Genomic DNA, 19,284 nt, shown 5'->3' with positions numbered 1-19,284 from the left:
CCGCACGCCGGGCTGCCGCCAGTCAGACCGCGCCGCCGTACGCGCGCACGAAATCGCCGAGGCCACGGTTGTAGCCGGCGCCGACCGCCTTGAACATGAAATGGCCGTCGCGGCGATAGAAGCTGCCGACCTGCACCGACGTCTCCATCGAGAAGTCCTCTTCGAGCGCGTACTTCGCGATCACCGCGCCCGTCACCTCGTCGGCGATCTGGATGTAGCTGTTGCGCACCTGCCCGAAATTCTGGCGACGCGCTTCGGCCTGGTCGATCGTCACGACCACCGAGATTTCCTCGATGTCGGCCGCGAGCTTCGTCACGTCGATGAAGATCACTTCGTCGTCGCCGTCGCCGCTGCCCGTGCGGTTGTCGCCGCTATGCACGACGCCCAGGCACTTCGACGCGGGCATTCCGCGCTTCGGAAAATCGTCGCCCGGCTGGGTGAAGGTGTCCTTGCGCTCCATCGTGCGCACTTCGCTGTTGTAGAACACGAAGTGCTGATCCGAGATCAGCCTCGGATTGCTCTGCGCGTCGTACTTGCACAGGAACACCGACACGTCGAGATCGAAGTCCGTGCCCGTGTCCGTTGCGTTCGCGTCCCAACCGAGACCGATGCGGAATTTCTGCGTGCCGGGCGCTTCCTTCGACAGGTTGACGCGACCGCCTTTCGACAAATTGATCATCTGAACCTCTTCTGCTGGAACCGCCGTTGCGCCGGCGGCAATGCCGGGCCGCACGGTGCGGCCCTTCGTTGATGGTTTTCGTGACGCGCGTGACGCGCGCTTATTCGCCCGCCACCGCGGTGCGGTCTTCCCTGCGCTGCACGACGATCGACGACCACACGGCCGCGGCGATCATCGCCGCGCCGATCAGGCCGGTGACGACCTCGGGTACCTCGAACTTCACGCCGAGGAACATGATCGTTGCGAGCGCACCGATCGCCCAGAACGCGCCGTGCTCGAGAAAGCGGTACTGCGCGAGCGTGCCCTTCTTCAGCAGCACGAGCGTCATCTCCCGGATGTAGGCCGCGCCGACGCCGAGGCCGAGCGCGATCAGGAAGATGTTGTTCGACAGGGCGAACGCGCCGATCACGCCGTCGAAGCTGAACGACGAATCGAGCACTTCGAGATACATGAAGCCCGCGACGCCTTCGCGCACCACGCGTGTGCCCGTCTCGCCGCCGCCGACCAGGTCGCCCACGCCGTGCGCGATCACGAAGCCGATCACGCCGAACGCGCCCGCGAGCAGGAAGCTGACCTGCTCGGCTGCCGGCACGTAGAACGACGCGACGATCACGATCGCGAGCGTCAGCGCCACTTCGAGCGCGGTGATGCGGCCGAGGTGGCGCATCGGGCCTTCGAGAAAGCCGATCCAGTGCTCGTCCTTCTCGGTGTCGAGCATGAACTTGAAGAACACCATCAGCAGGAACGCGCCGCCGAACGCCGACACCTCGTGATGCGCGGACGTCAGCACGGCCGCGTACTTCTCCGGCGATTCGATCGCGAGCGTCAGCGCATCCCACAGGCCGATGTGGCCGATCACCGCGACGATCAGCAGCGGGAACACGAGCCGCATGCCGAACACCGCGACCGGCAGGCCGAACACCATGAAGCGGTTGCGCCACTTCTCCGACCAGTTCTTGAGCACCGATGCATTGACGACCGCGTTGTCGAGCGACAGCGAAATTTCGAGCACACACAGGACCGCGACGATCAGCATGTCCTTCACGCCGCCGAGGAGATAGGCCGCGACCAGCGCGAGCACCGTGAGCGACAACGGGATCTTGAAGTCTTTCAACATGATGGGGTAATCGAGTTCAGAAAAATGGGCGTGCGGGCCGCGCTTACTTCGCGCGCACCCAGTCGCAGAATTCCTGCGTGATCAGCTGTTCGTAGATCTGTTCGTCGCTGATATTCAGCGATTCGAGATGCAGGAAGCCGACGTTCGGCATTTCGTCCGCGATTTCCGCGAGGAAGCCGAATTCGCTCGGATCGCCGACGCCGACGAGCGACCAGTACAACGGGAAGTGCTGCGACTCGGCCAGCAGCTGACGCACGCGCTTGCGGTCGTTCTTCGGGTTCTGGCCGTCGGTGACGAACAGCACCCACGCAGGCAGATGGCCGTTCACCGGCGCGGAGGCGGCCGGCGAGGACGTGTCGTCCGCACTGCCGAACAGCCGGCTCAGGAAACCGCGCTTTGCTTCGCGCTTCGGCTCCGGCGCGCGGAAGAAGAAATCGACGATGTCGTTCATCACCGGCGCGTACTGCGTGCCGCCCCACTTCTCGATCCGTGCTTCGAGCACGTGATCGGAGATGTACGAGCCGTAGTTGTCCGGCGTCGCGGTCGGCAGGCGGTCGTAGCCTTCGGTGAAGGTCCAGGTGTCGACTTCGCCGTTGTCGTCGAACTTCAACGCGATGCCGAGGATCCGGTCGTGCGTCTCCTGGATCACGCCCGACTGGTACAGCGGCTTCGCGGAACCCGAGATGTCGAGCGCCGCGCCGACACGCACGACGGGCGGCTTCAGGATCTGGCGTTTTTCGAGGACGATCGCGACCTTCGCCGCGCGTTTCTCAAGCGTAATCATGCGGTGTTCTCTCAGTTCTCTCAGTTGTGCTTCGGAGCGAATCGGGTGATCAGGTCCTGTTCGAGCTGGCGCAGGCGCGGCGCGTCCTGCTCGCGCTGGCGCTTGCCGTCGGCGATGATCTGCGTGATGTCGTCGAACGCGCCGAACAGCTGCTGCTGCGCGTATTCGAACGTATCGGTCGAGATCACCGGACGCTGGCCGAGCTTCGCGACTTCCTGCGCGTTCTGGCGGTTCAGGTCGGCCTGCGCGCGGATCGCCTCGTCGGCCGCGTCGTACGTCGCGTTCGCGAGCGCCGCCGCGCGCTTCGTGCTGAGCTGATCGAGGTAGAGCGCGAACGCGTTGGTCCACGCGGGGATCAGCACGGTCTTGATCGTCATGAACTTCGACGTCAGCGTGCGTTTCTGGTCCTGCTCCATCCGGATCTGCGGCGCGAGCTGCTTCGACATCAGCATTGCGCGATCGAGGTCGTCGAGCTTGCTTTCGAGCGCGTCGACCTTGCGCTTCACGTCGAGCAGGCGCTGCGCGGCGAACGCATCGTCCGCCGGCTGCTGGCCGGCCGCAAGATGCGCGCGCAACGTCGCGAGCGCCGTTTCGCCGTGCGCCTTCGACTGCGCGAGCTCCTGGTGCAGCGCGTAGTTGTCGTTGTACATCCGCTCGAGCTCGTCGATGCCGGCCTTCTGCCGCTGCGCATGATTTTCGAGCTCGACGACGAGCGTATCCATCCGCTTGCTCACCGACTCGTATTGCGACAGCAGCTTCTCCTTGGTCGAGCGGAACAGCCGCGTGACCTGCGTCAGCAGCCCGCCCTTGTCGGCGCCGCGCGGGTCGAGCCCCTTCGCGGTGGCGATCAGTTCGTTGAGCTTGTCGCCGAACTGGTCGGCATCCGACGCGCGAACGCTCGCGAGAATCTGCTGGGAGAAGGCCGCGATCCGCGTACCCTGCGTCGCGCCGAGCTGATCGATCTCGTCGACGGTGATCAGGCGCGCGTGCTCCGTCGGCTGTGCGGCCGGCGCCACGACGCTGGCGACGGCGGCTGGCACGGCGACGGGTGACGAAGACGGGGTGGAAGGACGGACGCTTACCGCATCGGATTTCTTGTCATCGAATAGCGGCTTCATGTGGCTACCACGTTTCCTTTTCTGCTTTTTGCTACGTGTTGTCGTCGTGCGCGCAAGGCGCGCATCCGCGATTGCCGTCGTGCTCTCTCACGGGCGGCAGACGGACAATAAATGGCACGAGTGCATCGCGTCAAGGGAAGGAATTCTTTCAATTTCCATTCATTTTGTAATGATGCGGACGGAGGCGATGTCTGCTCGGCGCCACGTATGCCGCGATGCGCCTTGGTCGCACCGGATCAGGACAGATAAAAACTTACACGTCTGATCAATGTGAAAGAAAATTGAAATCACCAGTATTCGGGAATTTCGGACGGCTCGAATGTGCGGATAAAACGCTCGCGGCCGCCGATCGCGCGTCAGCGATCCTGCATGCGATTCATGCCGAGCCGAGGCAGGACGAACGGCACCACCAGGTCACGAATCGTGAAATCCCATCGTCCGTCGAACCCGACGAAGGTCGCGCTGAAATGCCGGTCGTCGGCCCAGGTCAGGTCGTCCAGATGGCACGACGCATACATCGCGCCGACCGTACGCCGCGCGAGCACCTTCAGCGAATCCTTCGACACGAGCGTGAACGTAACGGCTTCCTCGAACGGGCAGTCGTAGTCGGTGACGAGCAGATACGCGGCCGGCGTCTCGAACTGGCGCAGCAGCACGTAGCCGGAAACGGCAAGCGCGGAACGCACGCCATCGACAAGCACATGCGTGCGCGACGGCCACTTCTCATACGGACCGTCGTGCGTCTCGAGCGCAAAGCGATCGACCGGCGTCATCGTCGCATCGGTGTCGGCGCGCCGCTTCCCCGCTGCAGCGCCGCGTCAGTGAGCGGCCTTGCGATACAACGCGACGTACCCCGCGAGCATCAGCAGCAGCGACCCGCTGACCCGGTTCAGCCACTTCTCCCCGGCCGCTTTCCACACGCGGACCGAATGCACGCCGAGCAGCGCGTAACCGGTCATCCCGATCACATCGATCGCGACGATCGTCGCCGCGAGGATCGCGTACTGCGGCGCGATCGCGTGCGACCGGTCGACGAACTGCGGCAGCAGCGCGGACATGAACAGGTAGTACTTCGGGTTGCTCATCGCGACGAAAAAGCTCTTCAGGAAGGCGGTCCGGCGATCGGGCGTCGCGGGTACGTCTGCCTGCTCGACCGCGGCGCTACCGCTCGACATCAGCATCCTGACGCCGACGTACGCAAGCCACGCCGCGCCGAGCAGCTTCAGCGTCACGAACGCCGTTTCCGACGCGTCGAGCAGCACGCCGAGGCCGAGACCGACCAGCGCGACAAGCACGACGTCGGCCGTGACGGCGCCGAGCATCCCGACCATCGCGTGACGCAATCCGTACCGCGAGCCGTTGCTCATCGCGAGCAGCACCGTCGGGCCGGGCGTCGCGACGCCGACGGACAGGATCAGGGCGAATGCAAGCAAGGCGGAGAGCGACATGGCGTGGCGTTCCTTCTGAAGAGAGCGGTCGAAGCGGATGGCATCGTCGTCCATCGGCCGCGCGGACAGAAAGCAACGCGCGCCATTTGATACGACGAATGCCGTCGGCCAATGATCGCATGTTCATCGCGATCCTCGCTCGGCGACTGTGCACCGGCGATCCTGCCCGGCGACCACCCGCTTTCCCGAATAGTGAGCCGATTATTCTGTAAACGACAATCATTCTCGTTTACGTTAGACTCCGCCGCTTGATAAAAACACGTCCGCGACAGTACGGACGCGTCACGCCGCCCGGATTCCGATTTGCCGCCCTGGGATGGATCACCGACCACACCCGATTTGCGTCCCATGTCGACACTTTCGTTACCTGTCCGGCGTCTCACGCCGATTGCCTTCGGCATTGCGCTCGCCTGTACCCTTCCCGCCTCCGCGCGGGCCCAGCAGGCCGCTCCCGCCGCCAATGCGACGCCCGACGCAACCGTGTTGCCGTCGATCACCGTGACCGGCGCCGCCGAGCCGCTGCCCGGCGACCTCGCACCGACCTACGTGGGCGGCCAGGTCGCGCGTGGTGCGGATTACGGCGTGCTCGGCCGGCAAAAGGCCAGCGACGTGCCGTTCAGCATGACCACCTACACGTCGAAACTGATCGAGGACCAGCAGGCACGCACGCTCGCCGACGTGCTCGACAACGATCCGGCCGTGCGCAGCGCGTCCGGTTACGGCAACTTCTCGCAGGTGTTCGTCATCCGCGGTTTCGAACTCGCCGGCGACGACGTGTCGTTGAACGGCCTGTACGGCGTCACGCCGCGACAGCTCGTCGAAACCGAAGCGGTCGAACGCGTCGACGTGTTCAAGGGGGCGAATGCGTTCCTGAGCGGTGCATCGCCGAACGATTCGGCGGTTGGCGGCGGCGTGAACCTGCAGTTGAAGCGCGCGGACGACAAGCCGCTCACGCGCGTCACCGTCGACGGCGCCACGTCCGGTTCGCTCGGCACGCACGTGGACATCGGCCGCCGCTTCGGCAGCGAAGGCCAGTTCGGCGTACGCGTGAACCAGTCGATCGGCGGCGGCGACACGGCCGTCGACGGCGAGCGCCACCGCAACAACGTGACGGCCGTATCGCTCGACTGGCGCGGCGACAAGCTGCGCCTGTCCGGCGACTTCCTGTATCAGCGGGCGCGGATCGACAACGGCCGCCCCGTCGTGCTGATCAGCGGCAACCAGTTGCCGGCCGTGCCGTCCGCGACGCACAACTATGCGCAGCCGTGGAGCTTCAGCGAGCTCGAGGACACGGTCGGCATCGTGCGCGCCGAATACGATTTCCTGCCCGCGTGGACTGCCTACGTATCGGCCGGCGCGCGCCATACGAACGAGCACGGCGACTACTACACGCCGACCTACTCGTCGTCCGGCACGACCGGCTCGCGCCTGAGCGTGCCGCACAAGGAAGATGCGCAATCCGCCGAAGCCGGCGTGCGCGGCCGCTTCACGACCGGCCCCGTGTCGCACTTCGTGACGGCCGGCGCGTCGTTCATCCGCATCGACAGCCAGTCCGCATACACGATGTCGAATGCGTTCCCGACGACGCTCTACGATCCGTCGCCGGTCGGATTCCCGGCGACGGCCTACACGGGCGGCGACATGAGCGATCCCGGTACGGTGACGAAGACCTGGCTGCGCAGCTTCGCGGTGTCCGATACGCTCGGCTTCCTCGACGACCGCGTGCTGTTCACGATCGGCGCGCGCCGCCAGTCGATCTCGGTCGACAACTTCGACTACACGGGCGCGGTCACGGCCGCCTACAGCGACGCGATCACGACGCCGGTGTTCGGCCTCGTCGTGAAACCGTGGCGCAACGTGTCGATCTTCGCGAACCGCAGCGAGGCGCTCGCGCAGGGTGAGATCGCGCCGAGCACCGCGCGCAACGCGGGTCAAGCGCTGTCGCCGTACCGGTCGAAGCAGGTCGAAGCCGGGATCCGCTACGACACCGACAAGTACGGTGCGTCGCTTGCGCTGTTCCAGATCGAGAAGCCGATGGCGTACACCGACCCGGCGTCGAACCTGTTCGGCGCCGACGGCACGCAGCGGCACCGCGGCATCGAAACGGCCGTGTACGGCGAACCGTGGAAAGGCGTGCGGCTGATCGCAGGCGCGACGTACCTCAATGCGACGCTGCAGAACACGGCAGGTGGTGCGAACGACGGCAACCGGCCGATCGGCGTGCCGTCGTTCCTGTTCAACGCGGGCGCGGAATACGACGTGCCGATGCTGAACGGGCTCACGCTGACTGCGCGCTGGATCCACACGGGGCCGCAGTACCTGGACGTCGCGAACACGATGTCGATCCAGGCGTGGGACCGCTTCGACCTCGGTGCGCGCTACGCGACGGACGTGTTCGGCAAGAAGACGACGTTCCGCGCGACCGTACGCAACGTCGCGAACAAGTCGTACTGGTCGTCGACGATCGGCGGGTATCTGACGCAGGGCGATCCGCGGTCGGTGTGGCTGTCGATGACGACGGATTTTTGACGATTGCGGAAGGAAGTGGCGAGCTGCCGCCAGAGTTTGCTATACTCTCGGTCTTCCGGAGAGATGGATGAGTGGTTTAAGTCGCACGCCTGGAAAGCGTGTATAGGTTAATCGCCTATCGGGGGTTCGAATCCCCCTCTCTCCGCCAGGACATCAGCAAAAACGGGCCGCTCGGCCCGTTTTTCGTTTCAGCACGCCAAAGCGCCCGCCAATCGTCGGCGTGTCGACTGTTGGCGGCACCCCTGATGCGTTCTTCTTGCATCGTCGATTCGCCCCCCGCCTGCCCCGGACGCGCGCGCTGCGCCGACACACCCGCCATCACGCGCTTCGCATCGCTTTTCGCCGCCATGCATCGAACGCATGGCGCAGGCCATGCAATTCAATGCGCTCCCGATTGCTTCATTGTCTTTCTCGACCCGACGAAGCCTCACTCAATCCGTCCGTCGAAATTGAATGACGACCGCATATCGGAATCGCAGATCGTCGGCAACTCAAATTTTCCGGTATGCGGCCGTTAAACTGACTTCCCGATAAACGATATAAACGCGCGTAGAGACCATGAAAAAGAAAACACGGATAGCGATCGCCGGGATCGCTATCGCCGCGGGCGTGGCATCCAGTTATGCGAGCCCGTACATCACGATGTATCAGTTGCGATCGGCCATCGCCGACAAGGATCCCGATTCGTTTTCCTCGCACGTCGACTTTCCATCGCTGCGCGAAAGCCTGCGTGCGCAACTCATGACCGTGATGCAGGCGAAAATCGCGAATTCGCCCGACCTGAATGGAAATTCATTCGCTGGTCTGGGAATGATGATGGCAATGGGCATTGCGAATCAGGTCATCGACACCATGGTTACACCGGCGGGCGTCATGACCATGATGGCTCAGGGAGCGGCCAAACCGGTGCGCTCCAGCGTACCGGCATCCTCTTCCGAACCGTCGGAAAGGGCTCATGCGGGGTCCGCCGCCGCCGCACCGCAAACATCCGCCAGCACGCCGAAGGCCGACTATTCGGTAGGCTACAAGAGCTGGTCGACTGTCACCGCAACGGCGCGAAAAGGAACGGACGACGAGGTGACGTTTGTCTTCAAGCGTGACGGCCTCTGGTCCTGGAAACTGAGCGGAATCAATCTGCCGACCGACAAATTCGGTTCAAACTGATCGCCAGGAAGCGGATCGGCACCCTGCGCGGCCGGTCCGCTTTGTCGTTCGGGCCGAGCGCACGTCGCGCATCGAATCCCGAACACCACACGCTAAAGATGTGTATTCTTCTGACGATATCCGAGGTTTCAGCTCCGCGAGTCAGATCCATGCGATTCAGTCCAGGGTTCGCCTTGACGGTTGTCGCTGCGACGATGCTGTCAGCTTGCGCAACGGCATTTTCGCCGCCGTCGATCAGTACCACCGTCGCGGTAACGTCTCCCCCGCCGTTCGAGAAATCGTTGCGCGACGGCGGATCGTCGACCGACGTGTCGGTCATCGGTCAGTCCGCCTCCCAATTTCGCACGCTTCTTTCCATACGCGAGTGCGCTGCCGGCAAATGCGCGGCGGGAATCGCCATGCCGACGCTCGCGGTCACGGTTCAACGCGTGTCCGAAGGACAGGCGGCAATACGCTTCTCGGTCAACGGTGATATCGGCAGCAGCCAGACGCTGAAGTCGCAAACCGGGAACGCCGCGTCGGAAGTGACGATGTCGATCCCGTCGAGCGCGACACCGATCAACGATCGATTTGCCGTTGACCGGGTCGCGACGATCAAGGTCGGCGAGTTTCGGCACGTGGCACTGCCGCACGGCATCCGTGCCTATGTCTGCGTCGCGATACCGAACGCCAATGGCATGACGGACGGAAGCTGCGACTTCAGTCGGGTGCAGACGACCAAGGGGGCCGAGCTCGGCATTTCCGCGCTCTGACCCACCCGTCGCGCCGCCGGTACGGGCGGGTTCCGGCACGTGAGCATGCCGGACGACACCCGCATCACGGATGCCTGATGTAATCCACCAATGCCCGCGTGTATTCATCCGGCTTTCGATCGAACAGACTCACGACGATCGCCACCGCAAACCCCGCCGGCACCCCGAACACCCCCGAGCTGATCGGCTCGATCCCGAACCACGTGCGCCCCGCGAACCCGGTCCATTGCGTGAAGAACGGATACGTCGACACGATGTAGTACACGCACACCGTCAACCCCGTCACCATCCCGGCGATGGCACCACGCGTCGTCGTGCGCTTCCAGAACACGCCGAGCACCAGCACCGGAAAGAAGCTCGAGGCCGCCAGCGAAAACGCGGCACCGACGAGAAACAGGATCTTCCCGGTATTGAGCGACGCGACATACGACGCGAACAGCGCGACGCCGAGCAGCAATACCTTCGAGATCGTCACGCGCCGCTGGCTCGACGCGTCAGGCGCGACCATGCAGTAATAGACATCGTGCGACAGCGCGTTCGCGATCGTCAGCAGCAGCCCGTCCGCGGTCGACAGCGCCGCGGCAAGCGCACCGGCCGCGATCAGCCCCGACACGACATACGGCAGTCCCGCGATTTCCGGCGCGGCCAGCACGACCATGTCCGGCTGCATCTGGATTTCCGACCAGTGCACGATGCCGTCGCGAATCACCTCGACGACGCTGATCAGGTCCGGTTCGAAGTGATGCCATTGCGTGACCCACGCCGGCAATTCGGCGAACGGCCGCCCGACGAGGTTCGCGAGGATCTCGTACTTGATCAGCACCGCGAGCACCGGCACGCTCAAATAGAACAGCGCAATGAAGAACAGCGTCCAGCCGACCGAGCGTCGCGCCGACGCGACCGACGTGGTCGTGTTGTAGCGCGTCAGGATGTGCGGCAGGCTCGCGGTGCCGAGTGAAAGGCACAGCAGCAACGCGAGGAAATTGCGCTCGCGCGGCTTGCGTTCGTCTTCGCTCGCGGCGGGAAACGGCTCGTGCATCGGCACGGGCGGCTCGGCGCGCGCCAGCAGGTCGTCACGCGCCTGCGTCCACGCGACGCGCGCCGCCGCCGGGTCGCGCGGGAAATCGGCCAGTTCGCGCTCGCGCTGGCTGATCTCGCGCAGCGGCCCGTTGTGGCGCCGCAGGTCGGCAAGCTGATCGGTGAGATGCCGGCGTGCGTCCGCATAGGATGCCGGCAGCCGGTCGAGCCGCGTCTGGATATCCGAGGCCTGCCGGCGGTACGCGTCGCGCACCTGCTGCTCGTCGGACGCATCGCGCACCTGCGCCTCGCGCGCCGCGACACGCTCCATCAGCTTGCCGTAATTGAACTGCGGCACCGGGCCAAGTCCGTTCTTCATCGCGATCAGCGACACCGGAATCAGGATCGCGCTGATCAGGATGATGTACTGCGCGACCTGCGTCCACGTGACCGCGCGCATCCCGCCGAGAAACGAGCACACGAGAATGCCCGCGAGCCCGCAGAAGATCCCGATCGCGAAATCGACGCCGATGAAGCGCGTCGCGATCAGGCCGATCCCCTGGATCTGCGCGACCAGATACACGAACGAACACAGGATCGCCGCGCCCGCCGCGAGCGCGCGCACGGCCGTGCTCGAAAAACGCGTGCCGAGAAAATCGGGAATCGTGTAGCGCGCGAGCTTGCGCACATACGGTGCGAGCAGGAACGCGACGAGGCAGAACCCGCCGGTCCAGCCCATCACGTACGCGAGCGCGTCGTAGCCGGTCGAGTACAGCGATCCCGCCAGACCGATGAACGACGCGGCCGACAGCCAGTCGGCCGCCGTCGCCATCCCGTTGAACGCGGACGGCACGCGCCGCCCGGCCACGTAGTATTCGACGAGATCGGACGTGCGCGACAGCAGCCCGATCACCGCATACACGGCGATCGGTACGAACAGGAACACGTAGCCGATCCAGACGCCGGAGCCGGTCGCGCGCTCGATCCGCCACATCAGCAGCACGAACCCGAGAAACCCCAGCGTGTAGAGCGCGTACGCGCGGATCAGTCGATGCGTCAGCATGAATCAGCGCCCGCCGTTCACGTTACCGGCCTGCGCCGCATGATCGTCGTACGCGCGGCGCAGCGTGCGGTCCGCGCGCTGCATCAGCCCGATGTAGACGACGATCAGCACGAGATACACCAGAATCGCACCCTGCGCGCCGACATAGAACGGCAGGCTGAACCCGGCGAAGCGGATGCCCGCGAGCGCGGGCCCGAAGAACGGCACGATGAACGATACCGAAAAACCGATCACCATCAGCACCGCGATCAGCGCGACGTTGAAGCGCCAGTAGCGCGCGTGGGCACGCGCGAGCGGCTCGGGAACGGGCGGTGGCGCAGCAGGCGCCGAACGGGTCGGAACGATCATGCCGTTATGTAGCAAAAAGCCCCTGCGCGGGCAATCGGGATTGCCGCGCAGGGGCTCGTGCGCGAGATGCGCGACCGCTACGATCAGCGCACTTCCGTGAGCTGTTCGAGGATGGCCGGATTCTCGAGCGTGGACGTATCCTGCGTGATCGCCTCGCCCTTCGCGAGCGAGCGCAGCAGGCGCCGCATGATCTTGCCGGAACGTGTCTTCGGGAGGTTGTCGCCGAAGCGGATGTCCTTCGGCTTCGCGATCGGCCCGATCTGCTTGCCGACCCAGTCGCGCAGCGTCTTCGCGAGCGCCGCGGCTTCCTCGCCTTCCGGACGCGAACGCTTCAGCACGACAAACGCAACGACCGCCTCGCCCGTCGTATCGTCCGGACGGCCGACCACGGCCGCTTCGGCCACGAGTTCGTGCGAGACCAGCGCCGATTCGATTTCCATCGTGCCGAGCCGGTGGCCCGACACGTTCAGCACGTCGTCGATCCGGCCCATGATCGTGAAGTAGCCGGTGTCCTTGTCACGCACGGTGCCGTCGCCGGCGAGATACAGCGTGCCACCGAGTTCTTCCGGGTAGTAGCTCTTCTTGAAGCGTTCCGGGTCGCCCCAGATCGTGCGGATCATCGCCGGCCACGGGCGCTTGACGACGAGGATGCCGCCCTGCCCGTTCGGCACATCCTGGCCCGTCTCGTCGACCACCGCGGCCATGATGCCCGGCAGCGGCAGCGTGCACGAACCGGGCACGGTCGGCGTGGCGCCCGGCAGCGGCGTGATCATGTGGCCGCCCGTCTCGGTCTGCCACCACGTATCGACGATCGGGCAGCGCTCCTGGCCGACGTGCTTGTGATACCACATCCATGCTTCCGGATTGATCGGTTCGCCGACCGTGCCGATGATGCGCAGGCTCGACAGGTCATGGCTCTTCGGATGCACCTTGTCGTCGGCTTCGGCCGCCTTGATCAGCGAACGGATCGCGGTCGGCGCGGTGTAGAACACGGTGACCTTGTGGTCGCCGATCATCTTCCAGAAGCGGCCTGCGTCCGGATAGGTCGGCACGCCTTCGAACACGACCTGCGTGCCGCCGCACGCGAGCGGGCCGTACGTGATGTACGTGTGGCCCGTGACCCAGCCGATGTCGGCCGTGCACCAGAACACGTCGTCGGGTTTCCAGTCGAAGGTCCACTTCATCGTCTGCGCGGCCCACAGCAGGTAGCCGCCCGTGCTGTGCTGCACGCCCTTCGGCTTGCCGGTCGAGCCCGACGTATACAGGATGAACAGCGGATGCTCGGCGCCAACCCATTCCGGCGCGCACGTGTCGGACTCGCCGTCGGCGATCTCGTGCATCCACAGGTCGCGGTCGGCGTGCCAGTCGACCTTGCCGCCGGTGCGGCGATAGACGATCACGCTCTTCACCGCTTCGCAGCCGCCCATCGCGATCGCTTCGTCGGCGATGCTCTTGAGCGGCAGCGTCTTGCCGCCGCGAGCCTGTTCGTCGGCCGTGATCAGCGCGACCGCGCCGACGTCGACGAGCCGCTCGTTCAGCGATTTCGCGGAGAAGCCGCCGAACACGACCGAGTGCGTCGCGCCGATGCGCGCGCAGGCCTGCATCGCGACGATGCCTTCGATCGACATCGGAATATAGATGACGACGCGATCGCCCTTGCCGATCCCGCGTTTCTTCAGCGCATTCGCGAAGCGCGACACGCGCGCCAGCAGATCCGCATAGGTGACGCGCGTGACCGTGCCGTCGTCGGCCTCGAAGATCACCGCGACGCGCTCGCCGTTGCCGGCTTCGACGTGACGGTCGAGGCAGTTGTACGACGCGTTCAGCTCGCCGTCGTCGAACCACTTGTAGAACGGCGCGTTGGACTCGTCGAGCACTTTCGTGAACGGCTTGTGCCACGCAAGACCCTCGCGCGCGAGACGCGCCCAGAATCCTTCGTAATCGTTTTCGGCCTCGGCGGCGAGCGCACGATAGGCCGGCATGCCGGAAATGGTTGCCGCCTTCTCGAGCGCCGCGGGCGGCGCAAACTGACGGGTTTCGTGAAGAACCGATTCAATCGCAGACATCGACTACCCCTTGGTGAACATGAATCCTCTGCATGGCGGCGCGATCGTGCGCGCCGCGCGTCTTGGCCGGCGCATGCGCGCCGCTGTCTCCTACCCACCACCCGCACACGGCCCGGAGGCCACCGCGCGATGCTGCGCCGCACCACATCGCACGATGGCGACCGGGCGACCCGACAGTGTCCACAATAAGCGCTCCAACTTACCCGTCACTTACGCGGCACGGCCGTTTCGCCCAGCGGGCGGCGGCGCTTGCAGCTTTACGCTGTAACGAGCGCGACCCTACAATCCTAACTGAACTCGCCTTCCGGATTCCAGCTTGAATCGCTACGCTTTCTTTCTCGTTCTGTCGATGCTGTTCGTCGGCAGCAATGTCGGTATCGGCAAATCGATCGTCGCCTTCGTTCCCGTCGCCATTCTCGCCACGCTGCGCTTCGTGATCGCGATCGCCGTGCTGTGGCCGCTGTTCAGCCCGGTGAAGATGCGCACCGTCAAACGCGGCGAATGGCTGAACCTGTTCCTGCAGGCATTCTTCGGCACCTTCATGTTCACGCTGCTGATGCTGAACGGCGTGCAGCGCACGAGCGCGGTCGCGGCCGGCGTGATCACCAGCACGATCCCGGCGATCGTCGCGCTGTTCGCGTGGCTGATCCTGCGTGAAAAACCGAACGGCCGTGCGCTCGTGTCGATCGCGCTCGCGATCGCCGGCGTCGTGACGATCAATCTCGCGAACGGCAGCGCCGCCGGGCATGGCGAGTCGTCGCTCACCGGCAACCTGCTGATCCTTGGCGCGGTGTGCTGCGAATCGATCTACGTGATCCTGTCGCGCCGCCTCACGCAGACGCTCGCGCCGATCGACATCTGCGCATACACCCACCTGTTCGGCCTGTGCCTGATGCTGCCGCTCGGCGCGACGGCCATGTGGCATTTCGATTACGCGAGCGTGCCGGCCGGCACCTGGGCGCTCGTCGTCTGGTACGGCCTGTCGGCCAGCATCTTCTCGTTCTGGCTGTGGATGAAAGGCATCCGGCACGTGCCGGGCAGCCTCGCCGGTGTGTTCAGCGCGGTGCTGCCGGTCGCCGCGGCCGCGTATGGCATCGCGTTCCTCGGCGAGCGCCCGACGCTCGCGCACGGCATCGCGCTCGCGTGCGTCGTCACCGGCATCGTGCTCGCGAGCCTGCGCGTGAAGCGCGTGCCCGCTGCCGCCTCCTGATCCGTCCCTGGCAGTGCCGGCGCGTCACTGCAGTCGCGCCGGCCGACGCGTTACAATAGCGCGCCTTTTCAAGATTACCCCCGATACCTGCGCACCGCGCCCGACTCTCCACCATGTCTGCCCCGCATTCGCCCGGCCGCCCCACGCGTCGCCCGCTTCGCCCGCTTCCCGCGCTGATTTTCATGAGCCGCTGGCTCCAGGTTCCGCTTTACCTCGGCCTGATCGTCGCGCAGGCCGTCTACGTGTTCCTGTTCCTGAAGGAAGTCTGGCACCTGCTGTCGCATGCGACCAGCCTCGACGAGATCAGCGTGATGCTCGCGGTGCTCGGCCTGATCGACGTGGTGATGATCTCGAACCTGCTGATCATGGTGATCGTCGGCGGGTATGAAACGTTCGTGTCGCGCCTCGGCATCGAGGGCCACCCCGACGAGCCCGAATGGCTCGACCACGTGAACGCGGGCGTGCTGAAGGTCAAGCTGTCGATGGCGCTGATCAGCATTTCGTCGATCCACCTGCTGAAGACGTTCATCAACCCCGACCAGCACACGATGCACGCGATCATGTGGCAGGTGATCATCCACGTGTCGTTCCTCGTGTCGGCGCTCGTGATGGCGTGGGTCGACCGCCTGACGACGCACACGCACCCGGCCCATTTCCACGAGCCGCACGCCCACGACGGGCACGCGCCTGCAGCGAACGAGCCCCGCAAGCCGGCCGAAGCAGCCGTCAACGCATAAACGCATTCCCCACTGTCCCCACAGAGTCTCAGCCATGACCGTCATCAAACAGGAAGACCTGATCCAGAGCATCGCGGATTCGCTGCAGTACATCAGCTACTACCACCCGCTCGACTACATCCAGGCCCTCGGCCGCGCGTACGAGCTGGAAGAGAGCCCGGCCGCGAAGGACGCGATCGCGCAGATCCTCACGAACAGCCGCATGTGCGCGGAAGGCAAGCGCCCGATCTGCCAGGACACCGGCATCGTCACGATCTTCGTGAAGGTCGGCATGGACGTGCGCTGGGACGGCGCGACGATGGGCCTCACCGACATGATCAACGAAGGCGTGCGCCGCGGTTACACGCACCCGGACAACGTGCTGCGCGCATCGATCGTCAACCCGCCCGAAGGCGCCCGCAAGAACACGAAGGACAACACGCCGGCCGTGATCCACTACGAGATCGTGTCGGGCGACAAGGTCGACGTGCAGGTCGCGGCGAAGGGCGGCGGCTCGGAGAACAAGTCGAAGTTCGTGATGCTGAACCCGTCTGACTCGATCGTCGACTGGGTACTGAAGACGGTCCCGACGATGGGCGCGGGCTGGTGCCCGCCCGGCATGCTCGGGATCGGCATCGGCGGCACCGCCGAGAAGGCGATGCTGATGGCGAAGGAATCGCTGATGGAGCCGATCGACATCCAGGAAATCATCGCGCGCGGCCCGAAGGACTGGGTCGAGGAGCTGCGCGTCGAGCTGCACGAGAAGGTCAACGCACTCGGTATCGGCGCGCAGGGCCTCGGCGGCCTGGCGACCGTGCTCGACGTGAAGATCATGGCGGCACCGACGCATGCGGCATCGAAGCCGGTTGCGCTGATCCCGAACTGCGCGGCCACGCGCCACGCGCACTTCGTGCTCGACGGCTCGGGCCCGGCCAAGCTTGAAGCGCCGTCGCTCGACGCCTGGCCGAAGGTCCAGTGGGAACCGAACACGGAAACGAGCAAGCGCGTCGACCTGAACACGCTGACGCCGGAAGAAGTCGCCAGCTGGGCGCCGGGCCAGACGCTGCTGCTGTCGGGCAAGATGCTCACCGGCCGCGACGCCGCGCACAAGCGCATCGCCGACATGCTCGCCAAGGGCGAGAAGCTGCCGGTCGACTTCACCAACCGCGTGATCTACTACGTCGGCCCGGTCGATCCGGTGCGCGACGAAGTGGTCGGCCCGGCCGGCCCGACGACGGCCACGCGCATGGACAAGTTCACCGAGACGATGCTCGCACAGACGGGCCTGATCTCGATGGTCGGCAAGGCCGAGCGCGGCCCGGTCGCGATCGACGCGATCAAGAAGCACAAGGCGGCCTACCTGATGGCCGTCGGCGGCGCGGCTTACCTGGTGTCGAAGGCGATCCGCGGCGCGAAGGTGCTCGCGTTCGAAGACCTCGGCATGGAAGCGATCTACGAGTTCGACGTGCAGGACATGCCGGTGACGGTTGCCGTCGATTCGTCGGGCACGTCGGTGCACCAGACCGGTCCGAAGGAGTGGCAAGCGAAGATCGGCAAGATCCCGGTCGCAACCGCTTAAGCGCGATCGCACGAAAGGCCGGACGGAAGTCCGGCCTTTTTACTTCTCATTCTCATTATTGTGTACGGCCGGTTATCCGAGGCTGATTCTCATTACACGCAAAAGGCAGGCCAGACAAGGCTTTGAGGCTTGGCTTTTCTCGTTCGAGCGATTATCGTTCGGTTTCTGAAGCCCCACTGAACAAGGAACAGCCATGCAAGGCGACAAGAAAGTCATCGAATACCTGAACGCCCAACTGAAGAACGAACTCACGGCGATCAACCAGTACTTCCTGCATGCCCGCATGTACAAGCACTGGGGCCTCGACAAGCTCGGCAAGCACGAGTACGACGAGTCGATCGGCGAGATGAAGCACGCCGACTGGCTGATCGAGCGCGTGTTCATGCTCGACGGCCTGCCGAACCTGCAGGATCTGCACAAGCTGCTCGTCGGCGAGGAAACCGAAGAGATCCTGAAGTGCGACCTGAAGCTCGAGCAGATCTCGCAATCCACCTGCAAGGAAGCGATCGCCTACTGCGAAACGGTTCGCGACTACGTGTCGCGCGAGATCTTCGAGAAGATCCTCGACGACACCGAAGAGCACATCGACTGGCTGGAAACGCAGATCGACCTGATCGGCAAGGTCGGCCTGCAGAACTACCAGCAAACGATGATGGGTTCGCCCGAGTAACCGGTCGCCCTGCCACCTTGACGTCTGCACGACGATGACGAACCAGCCAGCCGCTTCCGCGGTCCGCCCTGCCGCCCCTGTCGGAATCTTCGACTCGGGGCTCGGCGGCCTGTCGGTGCTGCGCGCCGTGCGCGCGCACCTGCCCGGCGAGTCGTTCGTCTACGCAGCCGATTCGCAGCACGCGCCGTATGGTCCGCGCGACGAGGCGTTCATTACCGAACGCACGCTGGCCATCGGCGAGTGGCTCGCCCGCGAAGGTGCGAAAGCGCTGGTCATCGCGTGCAACACCGCCACGGCGCGGGCGATCGCGGCCATTCGCGAACGCCTGGCGATTCCGCTCGTCGGCGTCGAGCCAGGCATCAAGCCGGCCGCCGCACTGTCCGCGACCGGCGTCGCGGGTGTCCTCGCCACCCAATCGACGCTGAACAGCCCGCGCTTCCAGGCGTTGCTCGACCGCTACGGCGCCGGCCGCCGCTTCATCTGCCAGCCCGGCCACGGGCTCGTCGAAGCGATCGAACGCGGCGACACGAACTCGCCCGCCCTGCGTGCGTTGCTCGAGCGTTACCTGCAGCCGATGCTCGACGAAGGCGCCGATACGCTGGTGCTCGGCTGCACGCATTACCCGTTCTTCACGGACACGATTCGTGACCTTGTTGGCGACCGCCTGACGATCGTCGACACGAGCGATGCGATCGCCCGCCAGCTCGCGCGGGTGCTCGACGAACGCGGCCTGCGCGCGCCGGCCGGCATGCCTGCCGCGCCGCCCCGCTTCTGCTCGACGAGCGACGGCGTGCAACTGCGCGCCCTCGCATCGACGCTGCTCGGCCTCGACGCGCCGGTCGAGTCCGTCACCATTTCCTCGCCGAACGCACGCGCCTGCGCGACCGCCTGACACGGGCCTGCAGGCCCGCTCCCGCCGCGGCTCCGCCGCCCCAGCCGCTTCAAGGGTCTGATGACCTTAAAAAAAGCCCGACCCAGGCTTGTCAACGCCCGCAAAATTAATGATAATAATTCGCATTAACGT

General features: G+C 65.0%; 18 protein-coding genes and 1 tRNA gene. 9 read left to right on the top strand and 10 right to left on the bottom strand.

Going from position 1 to position 19,284, the window contains the following annotated elements; all coding sequences use genetic code 11:
- Positions 1 to 22 precede the first annotated feature (22 nt).
- The 6 genes from HWX87_RS36065 to HWX87_RS36040 all read right to left on the bottom strand — a co-directional run bounded on the left by HWX87_RS36065 (position 23) and on the right by HWX87_RS36040 (position 5,146).
- Positions 23 to 679: a TerD family protein gene (locus tag HWX87_RS36065; protein WP_176051588.1), complete on the bottom strand. Its 657-nt coding sequence runs from the start codon at positions 677 to 679 to the stop codon at positions 23 to 25.
- A gap of 100 nt (positions 680 to 779) precedes the next feature.
- Positions 780 to 1,796 carry a DUF475 domain-containing protein gene (locus tag HWX87_RS36060; RefSeq protein ID WP_176051587.1) on the bottom strand — a complete coding sequence of 339 codons (1,017 nt, stop codon included), beginning with the start codon at positions 1,794 to 1,796 and terminating at the stop codon, positions 780 to 782.
- A gap of 43 nt (positions 1,797 to 1,839) precedes the next feature.
- Complete coding sequence (locus tag HWX87_RS36055; protein ID WP_176051586.1) at positions 1,840 to 2,580, bottom strand: VWA domain-containing protein; 741 nt, start codon at positions 2,578 to 2,580, stop codon at positions 1,840 to 1,842.
- Positions 2,581 to 2,600: 20 nt separating this feature from the next.
- Complete coding sequence (locus HWX87_RS36050; protein WP_176051585.1) at positions 2,601 to 3,698, bottom strand: toxic anion resistance protein; 1,098 nt, start codon at positions 3,696 to 3,698, stop codon at positions 2,601 to 2,603.
- Positions 3,699 to 4,054: 356 nt separating this feature from the next.
- Positions 4,055 to 4,471: a hypothetical protein gene (locus tag HWX87_RS36045; RefSeq protein ID WP_176051584.1), complete on the bottom strand. Its 417-nt coding sequence runs from the start codon at positions 4,469 to 4,471 to the stop codon at positions 4,055 to 4,057.
- 45 nt (positions 4,472 to 4,516) lie between these two features.
- Positions 4,517 to 5,146 (bottom strand): LysE family translocator, encoded by a 630-nt coding sequence (locus HWX87_RS36040; protein WP_176051583.1) that lies wholly within the window; start codon positions 5,144 to 5,146, stop codon positions 4,517 to 4,519.
- A 348-nt stretch (positions 5,147 to 5,494) separates the two neighbouring features.
- Here HWX87_RS36040 and HWX87_RS36035 point away from each other — a divergent pair, with 348 nt between their 5' ends.
- The 3 genes from HWX87_RS36035 to HWX87_RS36025 all read left to right on the top strand — a co-directional run bounded on the left by HWX87_RS36035 (position 5,495) and on the right by HWX87_RS36025 (position 8,839).
- Positions 5,495 to 7,675, top strand: coding sequence for a TonB-dependent siderophore receptor (locus HWX87_RS36035; protein ID WP_176051582.1), 2,181 nt, complete (start codon positions 5,495 to 5,497; stop codon positions 7,673 to 7,675).
- 57 nt (positions 7,676 to 7,732) lie between these two features.
- A tRNA-Ser gene (locus HWX87_RS36030) sits at positions 7,733 to 7,823 on the top strand.
- Between the two features lie 410 nt (positions 7,824 to 8,233).
- Positions 8,234 to 8,839 carry a DUF2939 domain-containing protein gene (locus HWX87_RS36025; protein WP_176051581.1) on the top strand — a complete coding sequence of 202 codons (606 nt, stop codon included), beginning with the start codon at positions 8,234 to 8,236 and terminating at the stop codon, positions 8,837 to 8,839.
- Here HWX87_RS36025 and HWX87_RS38185 read toward each other — a convergent pair.
- The gene (locus HWX87_RS38185) at positions 8,805 to 9,158 is read right to left on the bottom strand and encodes a hypothetical protein (RefSeq protein WP_244137830.1); all 354 of its coding nucleotides are present in this window, start codon (positions 9,156 to 9,158) and stop codon (positions 8,805 to 8,807) included. The two genes, HWX87_RS36025 and HWX87_RS38185, sit on opposite strands and share 35 nt — an antisense overlap.
- Before the next feature lie 79 nt (positions 9,159 to 9,237).
- Here HWX87_RS38185 and HWX87_RS38180 point away from each other — a divergent pair, with 79 nt between their 5' ends.
- Positions 9,238 to 9,591 carry a hypothetical protein gene (locus tag HWX87_RS38180; protein WP_244137829.1) on the top strand — a complete coding sequence of 118 codons (354 nt, stop codon included), beginning with the start codon at positions 9,238 to 9,240 and terminating at the stop codon, positions 9,589 to 9,591.
- Between the two features lie 64 nt (positions 9,592 to 9,655).
- Here the strand turns inward: HWX87_RS38180 and HWX87_RS36015 are convergent, their stop codons facing one another.
- The 3 genes from HWX87_RS36015 to acs all read right to left on the bottom strand — a co-directional run bounded on the left by HWX87_RS36015 (position 9,656) and on the right by acs (position 14,085).
- On the bottom strand, positions 9,656 to 11,671 hold the full coding sequence (locus tag HWX87_RS36015; RefSeq protein ID WP_176051579.1) for a sodium:solute symporter family protein: 2,016 nt from the start codon (positions 11,669 to 11,671) through the stop codon (positions 9,656 to 9,658).
- Between the two features lie 3 nt (positions 11,672 to 11,674).
- Positions 11,675 to 12,019, bottom strand: a complete 345-nt coding sequence (locus HWX87_RS36010; protein WP_176051578.1) for a DUF4212 domain-containing protein — start codon at positions 12,017 to 12,019, stop codon at positions 11,675 to 11,677.
- Between the two features lie 83 nt (positions 12,020 to 12,102).
- Positions 12,103 to 14,085 carry an acetate--CoA ligase gene (gene acs / locus HWX87_RS36005; RefSeq protein WP_176051577.1) on the bottom strand — a complete coding sequence of 661 codons (1,983 nt, stop codon included), beginning with the start codon at positions 14,083 to 14,085 and terminating at the stop codon, positions 12,103 to 12,105.
- Positions 14,086 to 14,401: 316 nt separating this feature from the next.
- On the opposite strand from acs, the gene HWX87_RS36000 reads away from it, so the two are divergent.
- The 5 genes from HWX87_RS36000 (at position 14,402) to murI (ending at position 19,152) form a co-directional block, all read left to right on the top strand.
- Entirely contained in the window at positions 14,402 to 15,295 is an 894-nt protein-coding gene (locus tag HWX87_RS36000; RefSeq protein ID WP_176051576.1) for a DMT family transporter, read from the top strand.
- A 113-nt stretch (positions 15,296 to 15,408) separates the two neighbouring features.
- Entirely contained in the window at positions 15,409 to 16,032 is a 624-nt protein-coding gene (locus HWX87_RS35995; protein WP_176051575.1) for a TIGR00645 family protein, read from the top strand.
- Positions 16,033 to 16,066: 34 nt separating this feature from the next.
- Complete coding sequence (locus HWX87_RS35990; protein ID WP_176051574.1) at positions 16,067 to 17,590, top strand: fumarate hydratase; 1,524 nt, start codon at positions 16,067 to 16,069, stop codon at positions 17,588 to 17,590.
- Between the two features lie 193 nt (positions 17,591 to 17,783).
- Complete coding sequence (bfr, locus tag HWX87_RS35985) at positions 17,784 to 18,260, top strand: bacterioferritin (RefSeq protein WP_176051573.1); 477 nt, start codon at positions 17,784 to 17,786, stop codon at positions 18,258 to 18,260.
- Between the two features lie 34 nt (positions 18,261 to 18,294).
- Positions 18,295 to 19,152: a glutamate racemase gene (gene murI, locus HWX87_RS35980; protein WP_176051572.1), complete on the top strand. Its 858-nt coding sequence runs from the start codon at positions 18,295 to 18,297 to the stop codon at positions 19,150 to 19,152.
- The last annotated feature ends 132 nt before the right edge of the window (positions 19,153 to 19,284 follow it).

Source organism: Burkholderia sp. BCC1644, assembly GCF_902833225.1.
GTDB lineage: Bacteria > Pseudomonadota > Gammaproteobacteria > Burkholderiales > Burkholderiaceae > Burkholderia.
Note: the sequence above shows the minus strand (reverse complement) of the source record. Positions and strands in the feature narration are given on the sequence as shown.